The 21355-nt window shown below is 67.6% G+C and carries 21 protein-coding genes; 6 read left to right on the top strand and 15 right to left on the bottom strand.

The annotated features are described in order from the left end of the window. Positions 1–27 precede the first annotated feature (27 nt). The 5 genes from mtnC to HMPREF3113_RS12315 all read right to left on the bottom strand — a co-directional run bounded on the left by mtnC (position 28) and on the right by HMPREF3113_RS12315 (position 5447). Positions 28–726 (bottom strand): acireductone synthase, encoded by a 699-nt coding sequence (mtnC, locus tag HMPREF3113_RS12335; protein WP_070472923.1) that lies wholly within the window; start codon positions 724–726, stop codon positions 28–30. A gap of 3 nt (positions 727–729) precedes the next feature. Then, positions 730–1293, bottom strand: a complete 564-nt coding sequence (locus HMPREF3113_RS12330; RefSeq protein ID WP_019182986.1) for a 1,2-dihydroxy-3-keto-5-methylthiopentene dioxygenase — start codon at positions 1291–1293, stop codon at positions 730–732. Between the two features lie 118 nt (positions 1294–1411). After that, positions 1412–2053 carry a methylthioribulose 1-phosphate dehydratase gene (locus HMPREF3113_RS12325; protein WP_070472920.1) on the bottom strand — a complete coding sequence of 214 codons (642 nt, stop codon included), beginning with the start codon at positions 2051–2053 and terminating at the stop codon, positions 1412–1414. Between the two features lie 419 nt (positions 2054–2472). Next, positions 2473–3900 (bottom strand): amino acid permease, encoded by a 1428-nt coding sequence (locus tag HMPREF3113_RS12320; protein ID WP_070427279.1) that lies wholly within the window; start codon positions 3898–3900, stop codon positions 2473–2475. Between the two features lie 68 nt (positions 3901–3968). After that, positions 3969–5447, bottom strand: a complete 1479-nt coding sequence (locus tag HMPREF3113_RS12315) for an amino acid permease (protein WP_046273457.1) — start codon at positions 5445–5447, stop codon at positions 3969–3971. Positions 5448–5632: 185 nt separating this feature from the next. Between HMPREF3113_RS12315 and HMPREF3113_RS12310 the strand changes: the two genes are divergently transcribed. Continuing rightward, on the top strand, positions 5633–6217 hold the full coding sequence (locus HMPREF3113_RS12310; protein ID WP_175440354.1) for an NUDIX hydrolase: 585 nt from the start codon (positions 5633–5635) through the stop codon (positions 6215–6217). On the opposite strand, the gene serA is transcribed toward HMPREF3113_RS12310, so the two are convergent. Continuing rightward, on the bottom strand, positions 6211–7452 hold the full coding sequence (gene serA / locus HMPREF3113_RS12305) for a phosphoglycerate dehydrogenase (protein WP_070472917.1): 1242 nt from the start codon (positions 7450–7452) through the stop codon (positions 6211–6213). The genes HMPREF3113_RS12310 and serA overlap by 7 nt on opposite strands. Before the next feature lie 220 nt (positions 7453–7672). On the opposite strand from serA, the gene HMPREF3113_RS12300 reads away from it, so the two are divergent. The 3 genes from HMPREF3113_RS12300 to HMPREF3113_RS12290 all read left to right on the top strand — a co-directional run bounded on the left by HMPREF3113_RS12300 (position 7673) and on the right by HMPREF3113_RS12290 (position 11236). Further along, entirely contained in the window at positions 7673–9061 is a 1389-nt protein-coding gene (locus HMPREF3113_RS12300) for an FAD-binding oxidoreductase (protein ID WP_070472914.1), read from the top strand. Between the two features lie 61 nt (positions 9062–9122). Then, a complete protein-coding gene (locus tag HMPREF3113_RS12295) occupies positions 9123–9419 on the top strand; it encodes a DUF2388 domain-containing protein (RefSeq protein ID WP_046273482.1) in 297 nt (98 codons plus the stop codon). Beyond that, complete coding sequence (locus tag HMPREF3113_RS12290; RefSeq protein WP_070472911.1) at positions 9419–11236, top strand: DUF7844 domain-containing protein; 1818 nt, start codon at positions 9419–9421, stop codon at positions 11234–11236. Before HMPREF3113_RS12295 ends, HMPREF3113_RS12290 begins: the two co-directional genes overlap by 1 nt. Here HMPREF3113_RS12290 and HMPREF3113_RS12285 read toward each other — a convergent pair. Together HMPREF3113_RS12285 and HMPREF3113_RS12280 are read right to left on the bottom strand one after the other, a co-directional pair. Next, the gene (locus HMPREF3113_RS12285; RefSeq protein WP_070472908.1) at positions 11214–12281 is read right to left on the bottom strand and encodes an ATP-binding protein; all 1068 of its coding nucleotides are present in this window, start codon (positions 12279–12281) and stop codon (positions 11214–11216) included. The genes HMPREF3113_RS12290 and HMPREF3113_RS12285 overlap by 23 nt on opposite strands. After that, entirely contained in the window at positions 12281–13030 is a 750-nt protein-coding gene (locus tag HMPREF3113_RS12280; protein WP_070472905.1) for a response regulator, read from the bottom strand. The genes HMPREF3113_RS12285 and HMPREF3113_RS12280 overlap by 1 nt, the downstream gene beginning before the upstream one ends. A gap of 219 nt (positions 13031–13249) precedes the next feature. On the opposite strand from HMPREF3113_RS12280, the gene HMPREF3113_RS12275 reads away from it, so the two are divergent. Further along, positions 13250–13645 carry a nuclear transport factor 2 family protein gene (locus tag HMPREF3113_RS12275; RefSeq protein WP_175440353.1) on the top strand — a complete coding sequence of 132 codons (396 nt, stop codon included), beginning with the start codon at positions 13250–13252 and terminating at the stop codon, positions 13643–13645. Positions 13646–13748: 103 nt separating this feature from the next. After that, positions 13749–14498 carry an MliC family protein gene (locus tag HMPREF3113_RS12270; RefSeq protein ID WP_019182974.1) on the top strand — a complete coding sequence of 250 codons (750 nt, stop codon included), beginning with the start codon at positions 13749–13751 and terminating at the stop codon, positions 14496–14498. Positions 14499–14544: 46 nt separating this feature from the next. On the opposite strand, the gene HMPREF3113_RS12265 is transcribed toward HMPREF3113_RS12270, so the two are convergent. From HMPREF3113_RS12265 to HMPREF3113_RS12235, 7 genes are all read right to left on the bottom strand, one after another. Continuing rightward, entirely contained in the window at positions 14545–15012 is a 468-nt protein-coding gene (locus HMPREF3113_RS12265; protein ID WP_070473205.1) for a hypothetical protein, read from the bottom strand. Beyond that, a complete protein-coding gene (gene yeiP / locus HMPREF3113_RS12260; protein WP_019182972.1) occupies positions 15002–15568 on the bottom strand; it encodes an elongation factor P-like protein YeiP in 567 nt (188 codons plus the stop codon). The genes HMPREF3113_RS12265 and yeiP overlap by 11 nt, the downstream gene beginning before the upstream one ends. A gap of 68 nt (positions 15569–15636) precedes the next feature. Beyond that, positions 15637–16407, bottom strand: coding sequence for an SDR family NAD(P)-dependent oxidoreductase (locus tag HMPREF3113_RS12255; RefSeq protein WP_070472899.1), 771 nt, complete (start codon positions 16405–16407; stop codon positions 15637–15639). A gap of 52 nt (positions 16408–16459) precedes the next feature. Continuing rightward, positions 16460–19048, bottom strand: coding sequence for a sensor domain-containing protein (locus tag HMPREF3113_RS12250; protein ID WP_070472895.1), 2589 nt, complete (start codon positions 19046–19048; stop codon positions 16460–16462). After that, a complete protein-coding gene (locus HMPREF3113_RS12245) occupies positions 19045–19938 on the bottom strand; it encodes a hydroxymethylglutaryl-CoA lyase (RefSeq protein WP_070427287.1) in 894 nt (297 codons plus the stop codon). The genes HMPREF3113_RS12250 and HMPREF3113_RS12245 overlap by 4 nt, the downstream gene beginning before the upstream one ends. Positions 19939–20105: 167 nt before the next feature. Next, on the bottom strand, positions 20106–20492 hold the full coding sequence (locus HMPREF3113_RS12240; RefSeq protein ID WP_070472892.1) for a VOC family protein: 387 nt from the start codon (positions 20490–20492) through the stop codon (positions 20106–20108). A gap of 10 nt (positions 20493–20502) precedes the next feature. After that, positions 20503–21291 (bottom strand): enoyl-CoA hydratase-related protein, encoded by a 789-nt coding sequence (locus HMPREF3113_RS12235; protein WP_019182967.1) that lies wholly within the window; start codon positions 21289–21291, stop codon positions 20503–20505. Between the last annotated feature and the right edge of the window lie 64 nt (positions 21292–21355).

The raw sequence follows: 21355 nt of genomic DNA, 5'->3' as shown, positions 1-21355 counted from the left end.
TCTACCGGTCGGGTTTACCCATCGGCTCTACAGCGTGATCTGCTGGAAATTCTCGACGCGGTCGTGGCCGTGGGTGGCTTCACCGCTGCGCGGCAGCGGGTAGTCGTCCAGGCGATCCAGCAGACGGGTCTGCAGGCCGGCGTCGCGCGCGGCATCCAGTTCTTCGACCACATCAGACAAGAAGACGATCTGCCCGGCCGGCACGCCGATCGCCTCGACGATGTGGCGGTAGCTGTCCGCCTCACGTTTGCCGCCGATCTCGGTGTCGAACCAGCCCGAGACCAGCCCGGTCAGGTCACCGGCCTCGCTGAAGCCGAAGAACAGCTTCTGCGACGGCACCGACCCGGAGGAATACACGTATAGCGGCTTGCCCTCGGCATGCCAGCCCTTCAGCACGGCGGCCACTTCGGGATAGAAGTGCGACTTGTAGTCGCCGTTGCGGTAGCCGGCTTCCCAGATCATGCCCTGCAGCGCCTTGAGCGCGGTGTGCTTGCGGTCCTGGTCGATCCAGCCCTGCAGCGTCTCCACGATCAGGCTGTCCTGGCAGGCGCCGCCGATCTCGACCGCCACCGCATCCAGCCAGCGGCGCACCTGCGGCTCGTGGCCATGCGCGGCGACGAACGCCGGCAGCGCCTTGCGCGCATACGGGAACAGCACGTTCTTGACGAACGAAATGCTGCTGGTGGTGCCCTCGATATCGGTGAGGATGACGGTCGGATGCGGCATGGATCAGTCGGCCTGGTGCTGTGCGGGGTGGTAACGCGGGAAGGTCTGGGCAATGTCACTGCCGGTGAAATGGCCGACCCAGCCATCCGGCTCGGTGAAGAAGCGGATGGCCACGAAGCTCGGCTCCTCGCCCATGTCGAACCAGTGGGTGATGCCATCGGGCACGGCGATCAGATCGTTCTTCACGCACTCGATCTCGTAGACCTTGCCATCCACGTGCAGGGTGAACAGCCCCGAGCCGGCGACGAAGAAGCGGACTTCATCTTCCTTGTGGAAGTGCTCGTCCAGGAACTTCTTGCGCAGCTCGGCGCGGTTGGGGTTGTCCGGCGCGATCGAGGCGACATCCACACTCTTGAAACCGTGCTTGGCGACCAGCCGGTCGATGTCGACCTTGTAGGCGGCGAACACCTCGTCCTGGCTGGCGCCCGGGGCGACCTCATGGGCCGCCTGCCAGCGCTCGAAGGTCACGCCGATCGGGGTCAGTTCGGCAGCGATCGCCTCGCCATCCCGGCTGTCGAACAGCGGGACATCCGGGGCGGTGTCATCAAATATGCGGAGTCGGCTCATGGCGGCGGCATCGAGGCGAAGAGGGGGAAGGAAAGGGTACCAGTGCGGCGCCGGGGCGGGGGCGACGCACTGATGGCGATGCGCGGAATACAGATTCTCTTCAGGAATCTGAGCGCGATCAGCCGCGCAGCTTGCGCAGCTCCAGCTCACAGTGGAGCAGGAATTCGAAGGCTTCCATGTGCCGGCGTGCCTCGGCCATGGAGCGGCCCCAGGCATACAGGCCGTGGCCATCGATGAGGTAGCCCCACAGCGGTTGGGTGTCGAGCAGGGCATCGACCTGGGCCGAGAGCACATCCATGTCCTGGGTGTTGGCGAACACCGGCACATCCACCGCCATCTCGTGGGTGCTGTTGCCGTGGAAGGCCTTGAGCAGCTCGTAGCCTTCCAGGCGGATATGGCCCTGCGGCGCATACAGCCGGGAGGCGATGGTCTGCACCGGCGAATGGGTGTGCAGCACGCAGCCGATCTCCGGGAAGCGGCGATACAGCTGGGTGTGCAGCAACGTCTCGGCAGACGGGCGCAGCGGCCGGCCGACGGCCTTGCCGTCGAAATCGACCACCATGATGTCGTCCTCCACCAGCCGGCCCTTGTCCTTGCCGGACACGGTGATCGCGGCATGGCGGTCATCCAGGCGGTGGGAGAAGTTGCTGCTGGTGGCCGGGGTCCAGCCGGCGTGGGCCAGCTCGCGGACGTTGTCGATCAGCAGCTGGGCCAGCTCGCTCAGGCGCGCGGTGTCGTACGGGAAGGTGGGGGTGCTCATGCCGGTCATTTTAGCTAGGTCAAACGCTAAAAGCAGGTTTGTCGACTGGGCCGGACGGGGTGGGGTTTGCGGGGGACGCCGCAAGTACGTCCCTGTAGGCTTATGTCGCCGCATCCATGCGGCTCATACCCCCTCAAACCCCACCCCGTCCGTCCTTCCGCACAGTGAGGCGAAGCCGAACCGGAAGCCGAAGGCCGGGTGTTTGGCGTTGCATCTGACGTGGGCACCGTCACCCGCACGCTGTCAGAGGCGGGGTGGTGTGGGTTGGCGGGGGTATGAGCCGCAGGGATGCGGCGACATAAGCCTCCATGGATGGATTCACGGCGTCCCCCGCGAACCCATACCACCCCGCCAAACCGACCGAAACAGGAGAGCTGACGCTTCGGCCGGTGCTTCGGCCGTTGGCTTAGGCGTGATCTTTAATTCCCGCGCAGGCGGCTATGGCGATACCCATAACCGAAGTAGATCGCGAAACCGCCCAGCGTCCAGAAGCCCATCAGCATCCAGTTGTGGGCCGTCATCGCGGTCAGCAGCGCGATGCAGCTCAGCACCCCCAGACTGCAGATCAGCCACGCCATCGGCATCCGGAACGGACGCGGCAGGTCCGGCTGGGTGCGGCGCAGGATCAGCACGCCGGCGCAGACCGCCGCGAACGCGATCAGCGTGCCCATCGAGGTCAGCTCGCCCAGAACGTCCAGCGGGAACACCGCCGCCAGCAGCGCGATGCCGATGCCGGTGATCACGGTGTTGATGTGCGGCGTGCGGTACGTGGGGTGGATCTTGGTGAACAGCGGCGGCAGCAGCCCGTCGCGGCCCATGATCATGAAGATGCGCGGCTGCGCGATCACCATCACCAGCACCACCGAGGACAGCCCGATCAGCGCGCCGATCTCCACGACCACGCGCAACCAGCCCAGCTGCGGATGTGCGGCCACCGCGGTCACCACCGGCTCATCGGTACCCAGCAGCTGGTACGGCACCAGCCCGGTCATCACCGCGGCCATGGCGATGTACAGCACGGTGCAGATCACCAGCGAGAGCAGCATGCCGATCGGCATGTCGCGCTGCGGCTTGTGCGATTCCTGCGCGGCTACGGACACCGCCTCGAAACCGATATAGGCGAAGAACACCATCGCGGCACCGCGCAGCACGCCGTCGAAACCGTACTTGCCCGGGCCTTCGTTGTCCGGAATGAACGGGGTCCAGTTCGCCGGATCCACATATTTCCAGCCCACCACGATCACCAGCAGGATCAGCGCGGTCTTGAGCACCACCATCGCCATGTTCATGGCCGAGGACTTGCTGATGCCCACGTAGCACAGCCAGGTCAGCAGCAGGACCAGCACGGCGGCCGGGATGTTGGCGATCGCGCCGGTCGGGCGCAGCTGGCCATCCAGCGGCGCGCTGACCAGCGCGGCGGGTAGATGGATATCGAAATGGCTGAGCAGGCTCAGGAAATAGCCGGTCCAGCTGACGGCCACCGCCGAGGCGGAGACGCCATATTCCAGTACCAGCATCCAGCCGATGAACCAGGCCGAGAGCTCGCCGAACGTGGCATAGGTATAGGTGTAGGCGCTGCCGGAGACCGGCACCATCGCCGCGAATTCGGCATAGGCCATCGCGCAGAACGCGCAGCAGATCGCGGCCAGCACGAACGACAGCATGATCGCCGGGCCGGCATGGTTGGCTGCGGCCTGGCCGGTGATCACGAAGATGCCGCCGCCGATCACCGCACCGATGCCCAGCGCGGTCAGGCCCCACGGGCCGAGGGTACGGCGCAGGCTCAGGCCATTGGCGTCTTCATGGGCGGCGTGCGGATGCTTGGTGGCCCACAGTTGCTTGAACATGGTTTGGATTTCTTCTCAGGCGCGATGTAACAAACGACCGGGCCGGCACTGGGCCGGCCCGGTAGCACTCAGGCGGACTTCTTGTTCAGCTTGCTGTGGCGGATGCCGTAGCCGAAGTAGATGCACAGGCCCAGCAGGGTCCAGGCCACGAACAGGTGCCAATGCACCACGAACGCCTGGTAGAACAGGAACAGACAGGCCAGTGCACCCAGCGGGCAGATCACCCACACCAGCGGCACGCGGAACGGACGCTCCAGTTCCGGGCGCGTGTAGCGCAGGATCAGCACGCCGATGCAGACCGTGGCAAAGGCCAGCAGGGTACCCATCGAAACCAGTTCGCCCAGCACGTTCAGCGGTACGGTACCGGCAAGCGTGGCGGCGATGACGCCGACCACGATCGTGCTCCAGTACGGCGTGCGGAAGCGCTTGTGGACCTTGCCGAAGATCTTCGGCAGCAGGCCGTCGCGGGAGATCGTGTAGGCGATCCGGGTCTGGCCCATCATCATCACCAGCACCACCGAGGAGAGGCCGGCGATCGCGCCGATTTCCACGGCGGTCTTCAGCCAGGACAGGGTCGGGTAGGGCTCCAGCGCGGTGGCGACCGGCTTGTCCGTGCCCAGCAGGTGGTACGGCATCATGCCGGTAAGCACCGCGCAGACAATGATGTACACGATGGTGCACACGGCCAGCGAGCCGAGCAGGCCGATCGGCATGTTGCGCTGCGGGTCCTTGGTTTCACCAGCGGCCGTGGAGACCGCATCGAAGCCGATGTAGGCGAAGAACACGATGGTCGCCGCGCGGAACACGCCGCTCCAGCCGAACTCGCCGGGCACGCCGGTGTTCTCCGGAATGAACGGGGTCCAGTTGGACGGGTCCAGATGCGCGGCGCCGAAGCCGATGAACAGGCAGATCACGGTGACCTTGATCGCCACGATGATCGCGTTGACGAAGGCCGACTGGGTCACGCCGACGTACAGCAGGCCCGAGACGGCCGCCACGATCAGCACTGCGGGCAGGTTGAACAGCTTGCCCGAGGCGATGAACTCGTGGCCGGTCCATGCGATCGGCGCGGCGCTGAGCGCGTCGGGGAATGGCATGTTCAGCGTGGTGGTGATGAAGCTGATCAGGTACGCCGACCAGCCCACCGCGACCGAAGCCGAGGCGAACAGGTATTCCAGCACCAGGCACCAGCCGATGAACCAGGCCATGCCTTCGCCGAGGGTGGCGTACGAATAGGAATAGGCACTGCCCGACACCGGCATCATCGCCGCGAATTCGGCGTAGCACAGGCCGGCCAGCGCGCAGGCAAAGCCGGCGAATACGAACGACAGCATCACCGCCGGGCCGGCATGGTTCGCCGCCGCCTGGCCGGTAAGCACGAAGATACCGGCACCGATCACCGCACCGATGCCAAGCAGGATGAGGTGTTTCGCTGTGAGGGTCCGTTTCAGTGTGGGCTCGCCATCCAGGCTGCCTTCGATGGGCTCGCCAGCATCGACGTGCGGTGCCGGTGCGACCGGTTTGACCCTCAACAGAGACTTCAGCATGCAGTGCTTCCCTAAAAGAACAAAGGTGAGGCGCGCGGTACATTGCCGCACGCCCTGATGGCGACTGGGCGCCCCAGCGGTGCGGGGCCCGCTGTACCTTAGCCAAAGCTGAAGCCGCTGTACAAGCACAAATGCAGCATGGCCGAGCGATAATCGGCCAAATCCGCACGATGCCTGCTCCTGCCATGTCGCTGAACCCCGAATCCGTTGCCATTCCTGACGCTGCACTGCGCAGTCAGCTTGATGCCTACGCCCGCCGCCACCCGGATCAAGCCGCACTGGCTGACGAATTCAGCACACTCCTGGACGATCCTCTGAATCCCTTCCTGCGGGAACGGCTGGCCGGCCACTTCACCGGCAGCGCCTGGCTGGTCAGCGCCGACGGGCAGCGGGTCCTGCTGACCCACCACCGCAAGCTGGACCGCTGGCTGCAACTGGGCGGCCACGCCGATGGCGAGCGCGATCTGGCCCAGGTGGCGCTGAAGGAGGCCGAGGAGGAATCCGGGCTGACCGCGCTGGTGCTGGAGGATGGCGAACTGTTCGACATCGACAAGCACTGGATCCCGGAACGCAAGGACGTGCCGGGGCATTGGCACTACGACGCCCGCTACGTGGTGCGGGCGCTGGGCAGCGAGCAGTTCGCGATCAGCGAAGAATCACTGGCGCTGGCCTGGCGTGAGATCCGTGACGTGGCCAACGCGGCGATCGAGACCCCCGATGGGGATGATTCGCTGCCGCGCATGGCCAAGCGCTGGCTGACCCGTCAATAAAGAACGCGGGTGCGCAGGGTGCCCGGGATGGCCGCCAGCTCCTCGCGCACCGCGCCGGCCTGGGCTTCGCTGGCGGTGATGTCGATCACCACGTAGCCGACCTTGGGGTCGGTGCGCAGGAACTGGCCGTCGATGTTGACGTTGTGGCGCGAGAAGATCTCGTTGACCTTGGAGAGCACGCCCGGCACGTTCTGGTGGATGTGCAGCAGGCGCAGGCTCTCGGCATGCTCGGGCAGGGTCACTTCCGGGAAGTTGACCGCCGACAGGGTGCTGCCGTTGTCGCTGTAGCGCACCAGTTTGGCCGCCACTTCCACACCGATGTTGTCCTGCGCTTCCAGTGTGCTGCCGCCCACGTGGGGGGTCAGGATCACGTTGTCGTGCGCGGTCAGCGGCGAGACGAAGGCATCGCCGTTGCCCTTGGGCTCGACCGGGAACACGTCCACCGCCGCGCCGCCGAGATGGCCTGAACGCAGCGCCGCATCCAGCGCGTCGATGTCGACCACGGTGCCGCGCGCGGCATTGATCAGGTGCCCGCCGGGGCGCATGCGGGCCAGTTCATCGGCGCCGATCATCCACTGGGTGGCCGGGGTCTCGGGTACATGCACGGTGACGATGTCCGCACGTGCCAGCAGGTCGTCCAGGCTGATCGCCGCGCGGGCATTGCCCAGCGACAGCTTGGTTTCGACATCATGGAAGATCACCTGCATGCCCATCGCTTCGGCCATCACGCCGACCTGCGTGCCGATATGGCCGTAGCCGATGATGCCCAGCGTCTTGCCGCGCACCTCATGGCTGCCGGCGGCCGACTTGGACCAGCCGCCGCGATGGCATTCGGCGTTCTTCTGCGGGATGCCACGGGTGAGCATGATCGCCTCGGCGATCACCAGCTCGGCCACGCTGCGGGTGTTGGAGTAGGGCGCGTTGAACACCGGGATGCCGGCCAGTTCCGCCGCCTCCAGGTCCACCTGGTTGGTGCCGATGCAGAAACAGCCGACCGCCATCAGGCGCTTGGCATGTACCAGGACGTCCGCGCTGAGCTGCGTGCGCGAGCGGATGCCGACGATGTGGGCCTCGGCGATGCGTGCCTTGAGCTCGTCTTCGGGCAGCGCCTTGCTGTGCAGTTCGATCTGCGAATAGCCGGCCGCGGTGAACACGTCGATCGCGGTCTGGCTGACCCCCTCGAGCAACAGTACGCGGATATCCTGCTTCGGGAACGAGGTCTTTTTCGGCGACATGGGCGGCGTGCGACGTGTGGCGGCGGGAGCCCTCAACTATGCCAGAAGCGGGCGGCGATGGTGCGGTGCGCCAATCGGTGGCAAAACGGTTTCAGATGCACCTATTCCCGGCGCGCGCCCCAGGGATCGCTACAGGCTGCGGCACCCGGGGCTCCGCTACTGGACGCGGCCCGTGGTGGCTGGCAGGCTTGCGGGCTCCCCCGGCACCGCCAGACGCCCCATGACCGATCCGCGCCTTGATTCGCTCCTGCACGACTGCCCCGGGCTGCGCCTGAAGACCGACCCGGCCGATCTGGAGCACTACGGCCGCGACTGGACCCGGCGCTGGGTGCCGGCACCGTTGGCGATCGCATTGCCGGGAACGGTCGATGAGGTGCAGGCGATCCTGCGCTGGGCGGGCGCCCAACACGTGGCCGTGGTGCCCTCCGGCGGCCGTACCGGCCTGTCCGGTGGCGCGGTGGCGGCGCACGGGGAGCTGGTGCTCAGCCTGGAGCGCATGAACAAACCGCTGGCCTTCGATGCGGTCGACCGCACCTTGACCGTGCAGGCCGGCATGGCGCTGGAGGCGGTGCACAACGCCGCGCTCGAACACGGGCTGATCTACCCGGTGGATTTCGCTGCGCGCGGTTCCTGCTCGATTGGTGGCAACATCGCCACCAATGCCGGCGGCATCCGGGTGATCCGCTATGGCAACACGCGCGAGTGGATCGCCGGGCTGAAGGTGGTGACCATGGCCGGTGAGCTGGTCGAGCTCAACAAGGGCCTGATCAAGAATTCCAGCGGCTACGATTTCCGTCAGCTGCTGATCGGCTCGGAAGGCACGCTCGGCGTGATCGTCGAAGCCACCCTGAAGCTCACCGATCCGCCGCCGGCCAGCAACGTGATGCTGCTGGCGCTGCCCTCGTTCGAGGTGCTGATGCAGGTGTTCGCCGCCTTCCGCGAGCGCTTGCAGCTGCAGGCCTTCGAATTCTTCACCGACCGCGCGCTTGAGCATGTGCTGGCGCATGGCGCGCAGGCACCGTTCGACGAGGTTCATCCGTATTACGTGGTCACCGAGTTCGCGGCTGGCGATGAGGTGCAGGAAGCAGCCGCCATGGCGGCGTTTGAAGATTGCATGGAGCATGGCTGGGTCAGCGATGGCGTGGTCAGCCAGAGCGATGCGCAGGCCGCGCAGCTCTGGCGCCTGCGCGAGGGCATCACCGAGGCGGTGGCGCGCTACAAGCCCTACAAGAACGATGTCTCGGTGCGCATCTCGGCCATGCCGGCCTTCCTCGCCGAAACCCAGGCGCTGATTGGGCAGGCGTACCCGCAGTTCGAGGTGGTCTGGTTCGGACACATCGGCGACGGCAACCTGCACATCAATGTGCTCAAGCCTGACGATACCGCCGATACGGAGTTCCTGACCCAGTGCGAGCACGTCACCAAACTGCTCGCCGGTGTGCTGAGCCGTTTCGATGGCAGCATCTCGGCCGAGCACGGCATCGGCCTGGTCAAGAAGGGCTATCTGGACAGCACGCGCAGTGCGCCGGAAATCGCGCTGATGAAGGCGGTCAAACGCGCGTTTGATCCCCAAGCGCTGCTGAATCCGGGCAAGGTTTTCGACCTCTGAGGCGAGACAGGATTTCACGCAGCCTATACGCTCTGTGTTTTCCACCGCGAACGACACCCCGATGATGCGTCCGATCCTGCTCCTTGCCGTGCTCGCCCTGCCGTTGTCGGCGATGGCCTCCAGTTTTGCCGGCAGCTCCGCCGGTTCCGCCTCCGGCGCGTCGTCGGCCGGTTCGTCCAGCTCCGGCGACGACAAGATCGTGATCGACGCCCGCGACGACGCGGCTGCCTTCGTGGCCAGCGATGGCGCCATCCGCGGTGCACGCCTGGAAGCGGCGCTGCTGCACCTGCGCGAGCAGAGTGTCGCGCAGCAGCAGGCCAGTGACATGGCATTGGCCAGGACGCTGCTGGCCCGCTGATGCGCCCTTCCGGTCAGGTCCGCCGCTGGCGCTGGGCGGTCCTGGTCGCATGGCTTGCCGCGCCGTGGGCGCACGCGGCACTCACGTTGGAGCTGCAGCCGCAGGGACTGGATCCGGCGCAGATCATCGCGGCCGAGCGTACCCTGCAGCAGGTGCGCGGCCGCTTGCCGCCGCAGTGGCAGGCACGGTTCCAGCACCCGGTGCAGGTGCGCTGGTCGAACACGCTCCCCGCGCACGTGCATGGCCGCGCCCGCAACGGGGCGATCACCCTACAGCGCGCCTTGCTCGACACCGTGAAAGACGATCAACCGCTGCCGCGCGCGCTCGAGGCCGCGCTGATCCATGAACTGACCCACGTACTGGACCGTTCGTCGCAGGGCGGTTGGTCGCGCGATGCGCGGCTGCGCGATCTGGCCGGGTGGCAGCGGCGACCGTGGAAACTTGGCCGTACCGCCAACGCCTTCAGCGGGCGCAGCCCCGACGACTATGAGCGCGCACGCCCCGCGGAATTCCTGGCGGTGAATGCCGAGCACCTGCTGCTCGATCCCGATTACGCCTGCCGTCGGCCGGCGGTGGCCGCGTGGTTCACCGAGCACCTCGGGCCGATCGAGCACACCGTGGCCTGCGACAGCCGCCTGCCGTTGATGCAGGCCGAGGAAGACGCAGGCGCGGCGAGCCTGCTGGAACTGGACCCGGCCCGGATCTACGCCGTCGACTACCTGCTCGCCGAAGGCAACGAGCAGCTGATGAGCCGCTGGGGCCACAGCATGCTGCGGCTGGTGATCTGCGCACCGGGCCGGCCGCGCGGGCCGGCGTGCCGGATGGACCTGTCCCATCACCGCGTGCTGTCCTACCGCGCCTTCGTTGGCGATGTGCAGATATCCAGCTGGCGCGGGCTGACCGGTTCCTATCCCTCGCGCTTGTTCGTGCTGCCGCTCAACCAGGTCATCAACGAATACACCCAGCTGGAACTGCGCGGCCTTTCCTCGGTACCGCTGGCCTTGGATGCGCACGATGTCGCCAACCTGATCGAACGTGTCGCGCAGGTGCACTGGAGCTATGACGGCCGCTACCTGTTTGTCAGCAACAACTGCGCGGTGGAGACCGGCAAGCTGCTGCAGGAAGGGGTGCCACGCCTGGCGTCGCCCGGATTGAATCGCCTCACACCGCGCGGTCTGCTGACCCGCCTTGAGCGACAGGGCGTGGCCGACGCCAGCGTGCTGGCGGATCGTGAGCAGGCAACGCGGCAGGGCTACTACTTCGCCTCCGCCGAAGATCACTACCAGCAGTTGTTCGATGCAGCCCGGCAACACCTGCCGCTGGACACGACAACGGTCGGCGATTGGTTGCGGCAGCCAGCCAGCGCCCGGTCACGCTGGGTGGAGCAGGGCGACCTGCGCGCCACCTCCGCCTTGCTGCTGCTGGAGCAGGCGGCGCTGCACCGTGAGGAGCTGCGCGCGCGTGATGCCCTGAAACGGCTGCTCGGCCATCCGCGCCCTGGCGATGCCGCGGCGCGCGACACGCTGCGCGCGTTGCTCGAGGACACCGGCCAGCTGGTCAGTCCGGCCGCCTTGGTGAGCCGTGGCGGCTACGGGCTGCCATTGGCCGGGGAGCGCGTGCAGGCTGCGGCGGCGGCGGCGCAGCTGAGCGCCCAGGGCGTCCCGGCCTGGAAGGCGCTGCAGGCGCAGTTGAAGCAGCGCCTGCCGGCCGCGCAGCAACGCGAACTGGCCATGATCGATCGCAATCTGGCCCGGCTCGGCACGCGGATGCGCGAGCTGGCCCTCCAGGATGCTGCTACTGCCGCGGCAGCTCGATGACGAAGCGTGCGCCGCCCAGGGTGCTGGCGCTGCAGGCGACCTGGCCGCCATGCGCATCGGCGATCGCCTTGACCACTGCCAAGCCCAGCCCACTGCCGCCGCGCTGACGCGAGCGCGAACCATCGCCGCGCAGGAAGGGATCGAAGATCTGCTCGCGCAGCGCTGCATCGATGCCCGGGCCTTCGTCATCGATGGCGATCTGCACGTGGGAAGCGGTGTCGTGCACGGCGATGCGCACCCGGCCCGGCGTCGCATAGCGGCGCGCATTCTCCAGCAGTGCCATCAATGCCTGCCGCACGCGGGTCGGGTCACAATGCGCGGGATGCTCCTCGCGTGAGGTCTCCAGTTCCAGCACGAAGCCGCTGCTGCGGAAACCCGGATCCACCAGGGTCATCACCGTGTGCACTTCCTGCACCACATCGTTGCGGGCGCGGCGCACGTCCAGGCGGGCGCTGTCGGCCAGGCTGAGCACACGCAGGTCTTCGATCAGCCGCGACAGCCCCTCCACCTGCGCCAGCAGGCTGCGGAACTGGCCTTCGTCCGGGGCGAATACCCCTTCGGCCAGGCCCTGCAGGCGGCCGCGCAGGATGGTGACCGGCGTGCGCAGTTCATGCGCGATCGCCGCGTGCCACATCACCCGGTCGGCCTCGATGTTCTGCAGCCGGCGCGCCATGGCGTTGAAGTCGTCCACCAGCAGCGCCACTTCGCCCAGCGAGCGGTCACTCACTGCCGCGCGTGCGCCCAGGTCGCCATCGGCCAGCCGTCCGATGCTGTCCACCACCGCGTTGAGCGGGGTCAGGATGCGCTGGGAAAGGCGCACGGACGCGGCGACCGCCAGCGTCAACCCGATCAGGGTCACGCCCCCCATCCAGACCAGTTCCGGGCCACTGGGCACCCAGCTGACCGGTTCGTCCACGCCGCCGGGGTAGAACGCCACCAGCACCGCGTAGAGCAGGTAGGAGCTGAGGATCACCATCACGATGACCGCCAGCACCATCATCGACATCGACACCACGATGTGCCGGCTCAGGCCCGAGCGGCGCATCAGTGGTCCGCCGCCAGCCGGTACCCGACGCCGCGCACGCTGGCCGGCACGTTCGCCAGGCCGACATCGTCAAGCTTGCGGCGCAGCTTGCTGACGTGGCTGTCCACGGTGCGCTCCAGCGCTTCGCTTTCCGGCAGGCACTCATGCATGAGTTCGCTGCGGCTGAAAATGCGCATCGGTGCCAGCGCCATGCAGTGCAGCAGCTTGAATTCGGTCAGGGTCAGCAGCAGCTCGTGGCTGTAGCCGTCGCCTTCGACATGCACCGTGTGGTGCTCCGGATCGATCACCAGGCTGCCCACGCGCAGGATCTCCGGTGCACTCTGACGCGCGGCGTTCAAGGTGCGCCGCAGTACCGCGCGCACCCGCGCGGCCACCTCGGCCGGGTTGAACGGCTTGACCACGTAGTCGTCCGCGCCCATCCGCAGCGCGGTGAGCTTGTCCAGGTCCTGGTCCAGCGCGGTCAACATGATCACCGGCGTGTCGCCGCGCTGGCGCAGTGTGTTGAGCACGGTCCAGCCATCCATGCCGGGCATCTGCACGTCGAGCAGGACCAGGTCCGGGCGTGCGCTGCGGTGCAGGGAGAGGGCAGTGAGGCCATCCTGCGCGCGCAGTGTGCGCAGGCCTTCGCGGGCCAGGTAGGCCGCGACGATGTCGGCGATCTCGGGTTCGTCCTCGACGATCAGGACCAGGGCATTGAGCGAATGATCCCAGCGCGCGGTCGGGGTGCCGGGTAGATCGGAGGCGGGCATGCAGGGCAAAGGCGGAAGGTGCTTGGGCTCCATCGTATCTCCACACTTCCTCCATCGAAACCCCACCGAGGCCGCGCAGACTGCCGCCATCGTGATTTCGGCCGGTGTTCCGGCAGCTGTGCAGATGAAGAGCAGGAAGAGGCATGCCGCCCTGGTGGCGGCAATCCAGACGCTGGGCGTGCACGCCAGCGGGCCGCGACGATGATGTCCGGTGCGCCCATGAGCGCGATACTGCAACCGGCGCACGTGGAGGCGGCCGAGGCGCGGCTGTGGGACGCGCTGATCCAGTGGCAGCCGCAGCAGGTGAACGCACTGCTCTCGCCAGCGCTGTTCCTGACCGACTACGATGGCCGGCGGCAGGATGCCTCGGCGTTGCTGGCGGGCTGGAATGCGCGACGCATCCGCATCGTTGCCATCGAGCGGCAGCAGACCGAGCAGCTCGCCTGCGGCGCCATGGTGCTGGTCACCGGCGAGATGCGCCTCCATCTCGACGGCGAGCACGGTCGGCAGCTGCATGCGATGCGGCTGCTGCGGGTCTGGGCGCGCTGCACGGGCGCACCCGGCGTGCATCTGCTTTCGCTGTGCGTGCTGCCGGCCGCGCCGCGTGCGCACTGAACCGCGTGTTCAGGCCTGCCGCCGGGGTCAGCCTCGCTTCACCCGCTCTCACGGCGCGGCAGGTACGATCAAGTGTTGTTGACGTTATCGCAAGGAGTTCCTCATGCGCGCATCTCCCTGGCTGTTGAGCCTGGCCATTACCGGCGCACTCGCCGCCTGCCAACCGGCCACCGAGAGCCGCCCTGCCGCCGATGGCAGCGAAGCGCCCCCACCGATGGATGCCTCCACCACCGATGAGCGCAGTTACGCGTTCCGCTGTGGCGAGCTGGAAGTGCATGCCACGTATCGCGGCCAGGATTCGGCCACGGTGGTGGTTGCCGATCGCACGTTTGCCATGTCCTCGCAGCCGGCCGCCTCCGGCGCGAAATACGGAGACGGGCAGGGCAACGAATTCTGGACCAAGGGCACCACTGACGGGATCCTGATCCTCAAGGGCGAGCCCGATCGCACCTGCACCGGTACCGGCGAGCAGGGCGGCGAAGCGCCGCCGGCCAATGCGGCCGCCAAGGCCGATACTGAAGCCGGCGCCGATGCAGCCGCCGGGTTCCGCGCGACCGGCAATGAGCCCGGCTGGCTGGCCCAGGTCGGCGCGGGGGCCACCCCGGCGCTGCACATCGAGATGGATTACGGCGAGCGCAAGCTCGAGATCGCCAGCCCCACCCAGGGCCGTGATGGCTGGTCCGGTACCGCTGCTGACGGCACCCCGGTGAAGCTCACCTTCCAGCGCACCGTGTGCCAGGACAACATGAGTGGCCAGGCCTTCGGCGCCACGGCCATGCTTACCGTCGGCGCGCGCCAGTACCACGGCTGCGGCGATTTCGCCGGTGCGCCGTCGTTGGCTGCCAAGCCCTGATCGAAGGGAACGCACCGGATTGCGCACCTGCGCGTCCGGTGCAGGGTCACAAGCCGCGTGGGCAGGGGTTGGGTTGCGCCCGGCTGTCCGCATCCAGCGCGAGCTCGTTACGCGTGCCCAGCAGCATCAGCTCGGTGTGCACCAGGCAGTTGTCGGCGTGGCGCTGCAGCAGCTGATTGAACAGCGCAGCCCGGTCGTCGCAGGTTTCGTGGATCGCATACGCCAGTTCGCGGGCGCGGTCCTCGTCATAGGCTTCTTCGCCAGCGAAGTGCTGGCAGGCGCTTTCGCGCGTCAGAAACGCCTGCACGTCGCCCGGCATCGCGCAGTACATGCGGATGTCCTCGGCCACGAAGATCTCTGCAGGCACTTCGCAGCGCGCATCAGCGGTGTTACCCGCCGGCGCTGTGCCCGTCGCCGAAGGCACGGGCGCCAGCGTCTCGCTCTCCACTGCCCGCGGCGAACACGCCGCGAGCAGCAGGAGCAGGACGGTCGGTGCGGCGCGCTTAGTCGGCACGGCCGGCGAATTCACCGGTGGTGGTGTTGACCAGTACGCGTTCGCCGTTGGCGATGTACTCCGGCACCATGATTTCGATGCCGGTGTTGAGCTTGGCCGGCTTCGGGCGCTTGGTGGCCGTGCCACCCTTGAGTTCCGGCGGGGTCTCGACCACTTCCAGCACCACGCTGGTCGGCAGCTGCACGCCCACCGGGGTCTCGTCGATCACCTGCACGTAGATGCCGGTCAGGCCGTCGGTGATGTAGCCGGCGTCATCGCCGAGCACATCGGCATCGACCATGTACGGGGTGTAGTCCTCGTCATCCAGGAAGACGAAGGCATCGCCGTCCATGTACGAGTAGGTCGCCTGGCGGCGCAGCAGTTCGACTTCCGGCAGGTTGTCGTCGGCGTCGAAGCTGGAATCGAGCTTGTTGCCGCCCGGCACGCTGTACATGATGAAACGGAAGCGGACATTGCCGCCGCGGCCCTGCGGGGAGCTGCGTTCGATGTCGCGGATCTGGTAGACGCCGTTGTTGAATTCGACGACGTTGCCTTTCTTGATGTCGCTGGCTTTCATGGGAATGAAGGTCGGTTCGTGGAGGTGGCGGGTGCCGGAACCGGGCACCCTGCGGGTTGCGTGCTCGCTTACTTCGGCGCCAGACGCACGGCGCCGTCAAGGCGGATGGTCTCGCCGTTGAGATAGGTGTTGCCCAGGATGTAGGCAACCAGCCCGGCAAAGTCTTCCGGCTTGCCCAGGCGCGGCGGGAACGGGATGGAGGCGGCCAGCGATTCCTGCACCGCCGGTGGCATGCCATCGACCATCGGCGTCCAGAAAATGCCCGGGGCGATGGTCATCACGCGGATGCCGAAGCGCGACAGCTCGCGTGCCATCGGCAGGGTCATGCTGACCACGCCGCCCTTGGAGGCGGCATAGGCGGCCTGGCCGATCTGGCCTTCATAGGCGGCAACGCTGGCGGTGTTGATGATCACGCCGCGCTCGCCATCGTCGCCCAGGGTGTTGTGCTGCATGCGGTTGGCGGCCGCCTTGGCGACGTTGAAGCTGCCGACCAGGTTGACCATCACCGTGCCCTGGAAGTTGGCCAGCGGCATCGGCGCCTCCTTGCCCAGCACGCGCCCGGCGCCCAGGATGCCGGCGCAGTTGATCGCGGTGTTCAGCCCGCCCAGGAAGTCGCAGGCGGCATCGATCTGCGTGGCCACGGCGGCCTCGTCGCTGACATTGGTGCTGTAGTAGCGCGCGTTGGCTTCGCCAAGCGCGGCCACGGCGGCCGCACCCTTGTCGTCATTGAGATCGAACAGGGCCACCTTGGCGCCGTTGGCGACCAGGTGCTGGGCCACGGACAGACCAAGGCCGGAGACACCGCCGGTGATGACGGCGCGGACAGAAGACAGCTGCATTGCACGATCCCGCTGGTTCAAGAACCGCTGATTCTAGCGGAAGCGGCCGCCATCACCGTTGTGCACTGCCCACCGCGACCCGGGCTCGCAGCGCCAGGCGCCGCGCGAACTCGTCCGGCGCCAGCCCGGGCGCGAACAGGAAGCCTTGGCCGACCGAGACCCCCAAAGAGGTCAGGAACTGGCGCTGGGCCTCCGATTCGATGCCTTCGGCCACCAGGCCCAGCCCGAGGCTGCGGGCGATCCCGCAGACCGCCTCGCACACCGCCACATCCGAGCGGTTGGCCGGCACCCCCTCGACGAACAGCTGGCTCAGCTTGAGGCCATGGATCGGCAGCCGGCGCAGATAGTTCAGCGCGCTGTAGCCCTCGCCGAAGTCGTCGATGGTCAGCAGCACGCCCATCTCGCGAAGCTGCGCGAAGGTGCGCAGGGTGTCCGGGGCATCTTCGATCAGCACCCGTTCGGTGAATTCCAGTTCCAGCGCGCTGCCGGGCAGATGGAACTCGTCGAGCACCGCGCGGACATGCCGGGCCAGGTCCTCGCCCACGAACTGCCGGTAGGACACATTGACCGCCACCCGCACGATGCCCAGCCCGTCATCCTGCCACTGGCGGACCTGCCGGCAGGCTTCGCGCAGCACCCACAGGCCGATCCGGACGATGTCACCGGTGCTCTCGGCATGGCCGATGAAGATGTCCGGGCGCAGCTCGCCGAGCTGGGTATTGCGCCAGCGGATCAGCGCTTCGGCCGCGATCAGCTGGCCGCTGTGCAGGTTGACCTGCGGCTGGTAGACCAGATGGAACTCGTCATCGTCCAGCGCCCGGTGCAGCCGGCTCTCGATCTGCAGGCGGTCATGCTGGCGCTGGGCCAGCTCGGGCGAGAACACCTGCCAGCCGTTGCGGGTGCGCCGCTTGCAGTCGTACATGGCGATGTCCGCGTTCTGGATCAGCTGCTGCGGGCGCAGCCCATCCTGAGGCGCACGCGCGATGCCGATGCTGGTGGTCACCGGGAATTCGTCGGCACCGAAGCGGAACGGGGTGCTGAACGCACGGGTGATCGCATCGGCCAGCCGCTCGGGTTGATCGGCCTGGTCGCGGGTATCGCAGATCACCAGGAACTCATCGCCGCCGAACCGGGCCAGCAGGCCTTCGGTGCCGATCGCGGTGGCGATGCGGCGGGTGGCGTCGATCAGCAGTTCGTCACCGGCGTTGTGGCCCAGCAGGTCGTTGACGGTCTTGAACCGGTCCAGGTCGATGTACAGCACCGCGACCCGGCAGTGGGTCGGGTTGGCCAAGCGCATGGCCAGGTCGTTGAGCACCGCATCGCGATTCATGATCCCGGTGAGCGGATCGGTGCGCGCCTGGATCCGCAGCGTCTCCTCGGCCTGCTTGCGCGCGGTGATGTCCTGCACGGTGCCGGCGATGCGCGCGGCATCGACATCCCCGGCCTCGGCCTCGCCGATCATCCGCACCCAGAACGAATGCCCATCGCTGCGCTGGCCCTGCAGCTCCAGTTCGAACGAGACCTGGCGGTCGACCACCTCCAGCAGCGCCTGCTGCAGCTGCGCGCGGTCGTCCACGCGCAGGCATTCCAGCAGTTCGGCCATGTCGCGCATCGGCAGCTCCTGGCCGAGGATGCGGGTCGCCTCGTCGGTCAGGTACAGCCGCTGCAGGCCGCGGTCCCACTCCCAGCCGCCGATGTGCGCCAGCGACTGCGCGCGGTCGAACAGCGTGTTGTTGCGTTTGAGTTCGGTGATGTCGCTGAACAGGCCGAACACATGGTCCGGCGCATCGCGCCCGTTGCCGTACACCGGCACGTTGGTGGTGGAGATCCAGATCATCCGGCCGCGCGGGCGGTGGTACAGGCCGACGATGGTGCTGCGCACGATGCGCCCACTGTGCAGCGAGACGCTGGCCGGCCATTGCTCGCGGGTGAGCGGGTGGCCGTGCTCGTCCACGCTGATCCAGTCTTCCGGGGCAAGCATTGCCTGCAGGCTGCCGCCAGTGCCGGCGGTGCCGAGAATGCGATGCGCGGCCGGGTTGGCCGAGACCACCCGCAACTGGCGATCGAACAGGATCACGCCCTTGTCGATGGATTCCATCAGCAGCCGGTAGCGCGATTCGGCCTGCCAGCGGCTGCTCAGGTCGCGCGCCACCGCCACGATGCAGTGCTCGCCCTGGTGCTCGAAGCCGGCCGAATGCACCTCCACCGGGAAGCGGCTGCCATCGCCGCGCATGTTGGTGACCTCGATGACATAGGTCTCGCCCCGGTGCAGCGCCTCCCAGACCGGATCGAGGTGGTCGCCCGGCAGGTCCGGGTTCAGCAGCTCGATCGGTTGTCCGACGATTTCCTCGCGGGGACGGCCATAGGCGCGCACGCCAGCCTTGTTGAGGTCCAGCACCACGCCGCGTTCGCTGAGGATGCTGACCGGGTCCGGGACCGCATCGAACAGCGCGGCATAGCGACGCAGCGCCAGCTGGCGCTCGTCCATGGCTTCCTGCAGGGCCTGCTGCACTTCCTCCAGCAGGCCGCGCAGATCGCCCGGTGACTGTGCCAGGGCGCGTTGCAGGGCGGCCAGCGCGTGGACGTGGGCGGTGAGATGATCACCTACCGCAGCGTCCTTGCGCGGGCCGCCGCTTTTCATGTCGCCGCCAGCGCCCTGCCGGTCTTGCTGCCGGTCTCGCGCCCCAGCCGTGCGGCCAGCCAGCGCCCGGTGGCGGCCAGCGCCGGCAGATCGATGCCGGTGCGCATGCCGATGCCATGCAGCATGTAGACCACGTCTTCGCTGGCGACGTTGCCGCTGGCGCCCTTGGCATACGGGCAGCCGCCCGCTCCGGAGACCGCCGAATCGACCACGCGCACGCCTTCTTCCAGGCAGGCATCGATGTTGGCCAGGGCCTGGCCATAGGTGTCATGGAAGTGCACAGCCAGCGCGGCCATCGGCAGTTCGCCGGCGACCGCCTTGAGCATCGCGCGGGCCTTGCGCGGCGTGCCGACGCCGATGGTGTCGCCGAGCGAGATTTCGTAACAGCCCATCTCGTACAGCGCGCGCGCGACGCGCACTACCTCGCTCACCGCGACCTCGCCCTGGTAGGGGCAGCCAAGCACGGTGGAGACGTAGCCACGCACCTTCACCCCGTCGGCCTTGGCCCGCTCCAGGATCGGTGCGAAACGGGCCAGCGATTCGTCGATGCCGGCATTGGTGTTGGTGCGGTTGAAGGTTTCCGAGGCGGCCGTGAACACCGCCACTTCCTGCACGCCCACCGCGCGTGCGCGGTCATAGCCCTGTTCGTTGGGGACCAGCACCGGGTAATCGATGCCCGGGCGGCGCTCGATGCCGGTGTACACCTCGGCGGCGTCGGCCAGTTGCGGCACCCAGCGCGGGCTGACGAAACTGGTCGCCTCGATGGTGCGCAGCCCGGTCAGCGAGAGTTGGCGGATCAGTTCGATCTTGTCGGCGGTGGCCACCGGCTGGGCTTCGTTCTGCAGCCCGTCGCGCGGGCCGACCTCGACGATGCGGACGAAGTCATCCATGTGCCGGCCCTCCGCGAACGGAGCGACGGACGACCAGCAGGGGGCGGGGTGGGGTAGAGGTCACGGAGATTCCTGTCAGGCGAATGGCGGCCCACGTTCCCCGGCGGGCCACGAAAAGGGGATACGCGGGATGGGCGACAAAGCGGCCATCCCGCCGGCGTACGCGGTCAGCCGGGGTGGTGGCAGACCGCTTCGATGTTGTTGCCGTCCGGATCGAGCACGAACGCCCCGTAATAATCGGGGTGGTAATGCTCGCGGATGCCCGGGGCGCCATTGTCGGTGCCACCGGCCGCCAGTGCCGCACGGTGGAAGGCGTCCACGTCGGCCCGCCGGGTCGCGCTGAAGGCCAGGTGCACGCCGCCATGGGCGCCGGGGGCGTTGCTGATCCAGAAGTCCGGTTTGCCGCTACTCCCGAAGCCGGCGTGGTCATGCTCGCCGGTCTGGGCGGCCGAGACCTGCATCACCACGGTGATGCCCAGCGGCGCCAGGGCCTGCTGGAAGAACGCCAGGCTGCACCCGAAGTCGGCGCAGCGGATACCTACATGGTCGAGCATGACGCTGTCCTCAGTCCTGGGTGACCCAATGCGGGGAGCGCTTGTCGAGGAAGGCCCCGAGGCCTTCCTGGCCTTCGGCCGAGACCCGCAGGCGGGCGATCAGCGCCGCGTTGTCGCGGTCGGTGGCGTCCCGGTCGCGGCCCAGCGCCACGCGCCGGACCAGGTCCTTGGCCGAGGCCGAGGCCACCGGGCCGGCCTTGTCGAGCAGGCCGAGCTGGCGCTGGACGGCCTCGTCGATCCGTTCCGGCTCGATCAGCTGGTGCACCAGGCCGATGCGCAGGGCGGTTTCGGCGTCGAAATGCTCGCCGGTGGCAAACCAGCGGCGGGCCTGGCGCGGGCCGATCGCGTCAATGACATAGGGCGAGATCACCGCCGGCAGCAGGCCCAGGCGGCTTTCGGTCAGGCCGAAGCGGGCGCTGGTGCTGGCGATGGCGATATCGCAGCAGGCCACCAGGCCGACCCCGCCACCGAAGGCGGCACCCTGCACGCGGGCGATCGTCGGCTTGGGCAGCTCGTCCAGGGTCCGCATCAGGCGGGCCAGGGCAAGCGAATCCTGGCGGTTGTCCTCCTCGCTGGCGGCGGCCATGCCACGCATCCACTGCATGTCCGCACCTGCCGAGAAGGAGGCGCCTTCCCCGGCCAGCACCACCGCGCGGACATGGTCGTCGCGTCCGGCGGCCTCCAGTGCGGCGGTCAGCTGGGCGATCAACGAGGCGTCGAAGGCATTGTGCAGGGTCGGGCGGTTCAGCCACAGGGTCAGCACCGAGGCGCTGCGTTCAATCCGTAATGCGTCACTCATGGGCGGGTTTACTCCATACATGTACAGATCATAGCGGGCCGTTGGTCACGGGCAATGACGCGGC

This window comes from Stenotrophomonas sp. HMSC10F06, from assembly GCF_001807865.1.
Taxonomy (GTDB): Bacteria; Pseudomonadota; Gammaproteobacteria; order Xanthomonadales; family Xanthomonadaceae; genus Stenotrophomonas; species Stenotrophomonas bentonitica_A.
Note: the sequence above shows the minus strand (reverse complement) of the source record. Positions and strands in the feature narration are given on the sequence as shown.

Bases quoted from the DNA above. Each gene is read 5' to 3' on its own strand.
- HMPREF3113_RS12315 (WP_046273457.1), bottom strand. From the start codon at position 5,447: ATGCTGAAGTCTCTGTTGAGGGTCAAACCGGTCGCACCGGCACCGCAC.
- HMPREF3113_RS12320 (WP_070427279.1), bottom strand. From the start codon at position 3,900: ATGTTCAAGCAACTGTGGGCCACCAAGCATCCGCACGCCGCCCATGAA.
- HMPREF3113_RS12310 (WP_175440354.1), top strand. From the start codon at position 5,633: ATGTCGCTGAACCCCGAATCCGTTGCCATTCCTGACGCTGCACTGCGC.
- HMPREF3113_RS12250 (WP_070472895.1), bottom strand. From the start codon at position 19,048: ATGAAAAGCGGCGGCCCGCGCAAGGACGCTGCGGTAGGTGATCATCTC.
- HMPREF3113_RS12240 (WP_070472892.1), bottom strand. From the start codon at position 20,492: ATGCTCGACCATGTAGGTATCCGCTGCGCCGACTTCGGGTGCAGCCTG.
- HMPREF3113_RS12275 (WP_175440353.1), top strand. From the start codon at position 13,250: ATGAGCGCGATACTGCAACCGGCGCACGTGGAGGCGGCCGAGGCGCGG.
- HMPREF3113_RS12270 (WP_019182974.1), top strand. From the start codon at position 13,749: ATGCGCGCATCTCCCTGGCTGTTGAGCCTGGCCATTACCGGCGCACTC.
- mtnC (WP_070472923.1), bottom strand. From the start codon at position 726: ATGCCGCATCCGACCGTCATCCTCACCGATATCGAGGGCACCACCAGC.
- HMPREF3113_RS12235 (WP_019182967.1), bottom strand. From the start codon at position 21,291: ATGAGTGACGCATTACGGATTGAACGCAGCGCCTCGGTGCTGACCCTG.
- HMPREF3113_RS12290 (WP_070472911.1), top strand. From the start codon at position 9,419: ATGCGCCCTTCCGGTCAGGTCCGCCGCTGGCGCTGGGCGGTCCTGGTC.
- HMPREF3113_RS12245 (WP_070427287.1), bottom strand. From the start codon at position 19,938: ATGGATGACTTCGTCCGCATCGTCGAGGTCGGCCCGCGCGACGGGCTG.
- HMPREF3113_RS12325 (WP_070472920.1), bottom strand. From the start codon at position 2,053: ATGAGCACCCCCACCTTCCCGTACGACACCGCGCGCCTGAGCGAGCTG.
- HMPREF3113_RS12300 (WP_070472914.1), top strand. From the start codon at position 7,673: ATGACCGATCCGCGCCTTGATTCGCTCCTGCACGACTGCCCCGGGCTG.
- HMPREF3113_RS12295 (WP_046273482.1), top strand. From the start codon at position 9,123: ATGATGCGTCCGATCCTGCTCCTTGCCGTGCTCGCCCTGCCGTTGTCG.
- serA (WP_070472917.1), bottom strand. From the start codon at position 7,452: ATGTCGCCGAAAAAGACCTCGTTCCCGAAGCAGGATATCCGCGTACTG.
- HMPREF3113_RS12330 (WP_019182986.1), bottom strand. From the start codon at position 1,293: ATGAGCCGACTCCGCATATTTGATGACACCGCCCCGGATGTCCCGCTG.
- HMPREF3113_RS12285 (WP_070472908.1), bottom strand. From the start codon at position 12,281: ATGCGCCGCTCGGGCCTGAGCCGGCACATCGTGGTGTCGATGTCGATG.
- HMPREF3113_RS12280 (WP_070472905.1), bottom strand. From the start codon at position 13,030: ATGCCCGCCTCCGATCTACCCGGCACCCCGACCGCGCGCTGGGATCAT.
- yeiP (WP_019182972.1), bottom strand. From the start codon at position 15,568: ATGAAAGCCAGCGACATCAAGAAAGGCAACGTCGTCGAATTCAACAAC.
- HMPREF3113_RS12255 (WP_070472899.1), bottom strand. From the start codon at position 16,407: ATGCAGCTGTCTTCTGTCCGCGCCGTCATCACCGGCGGTGTCTCCGGC.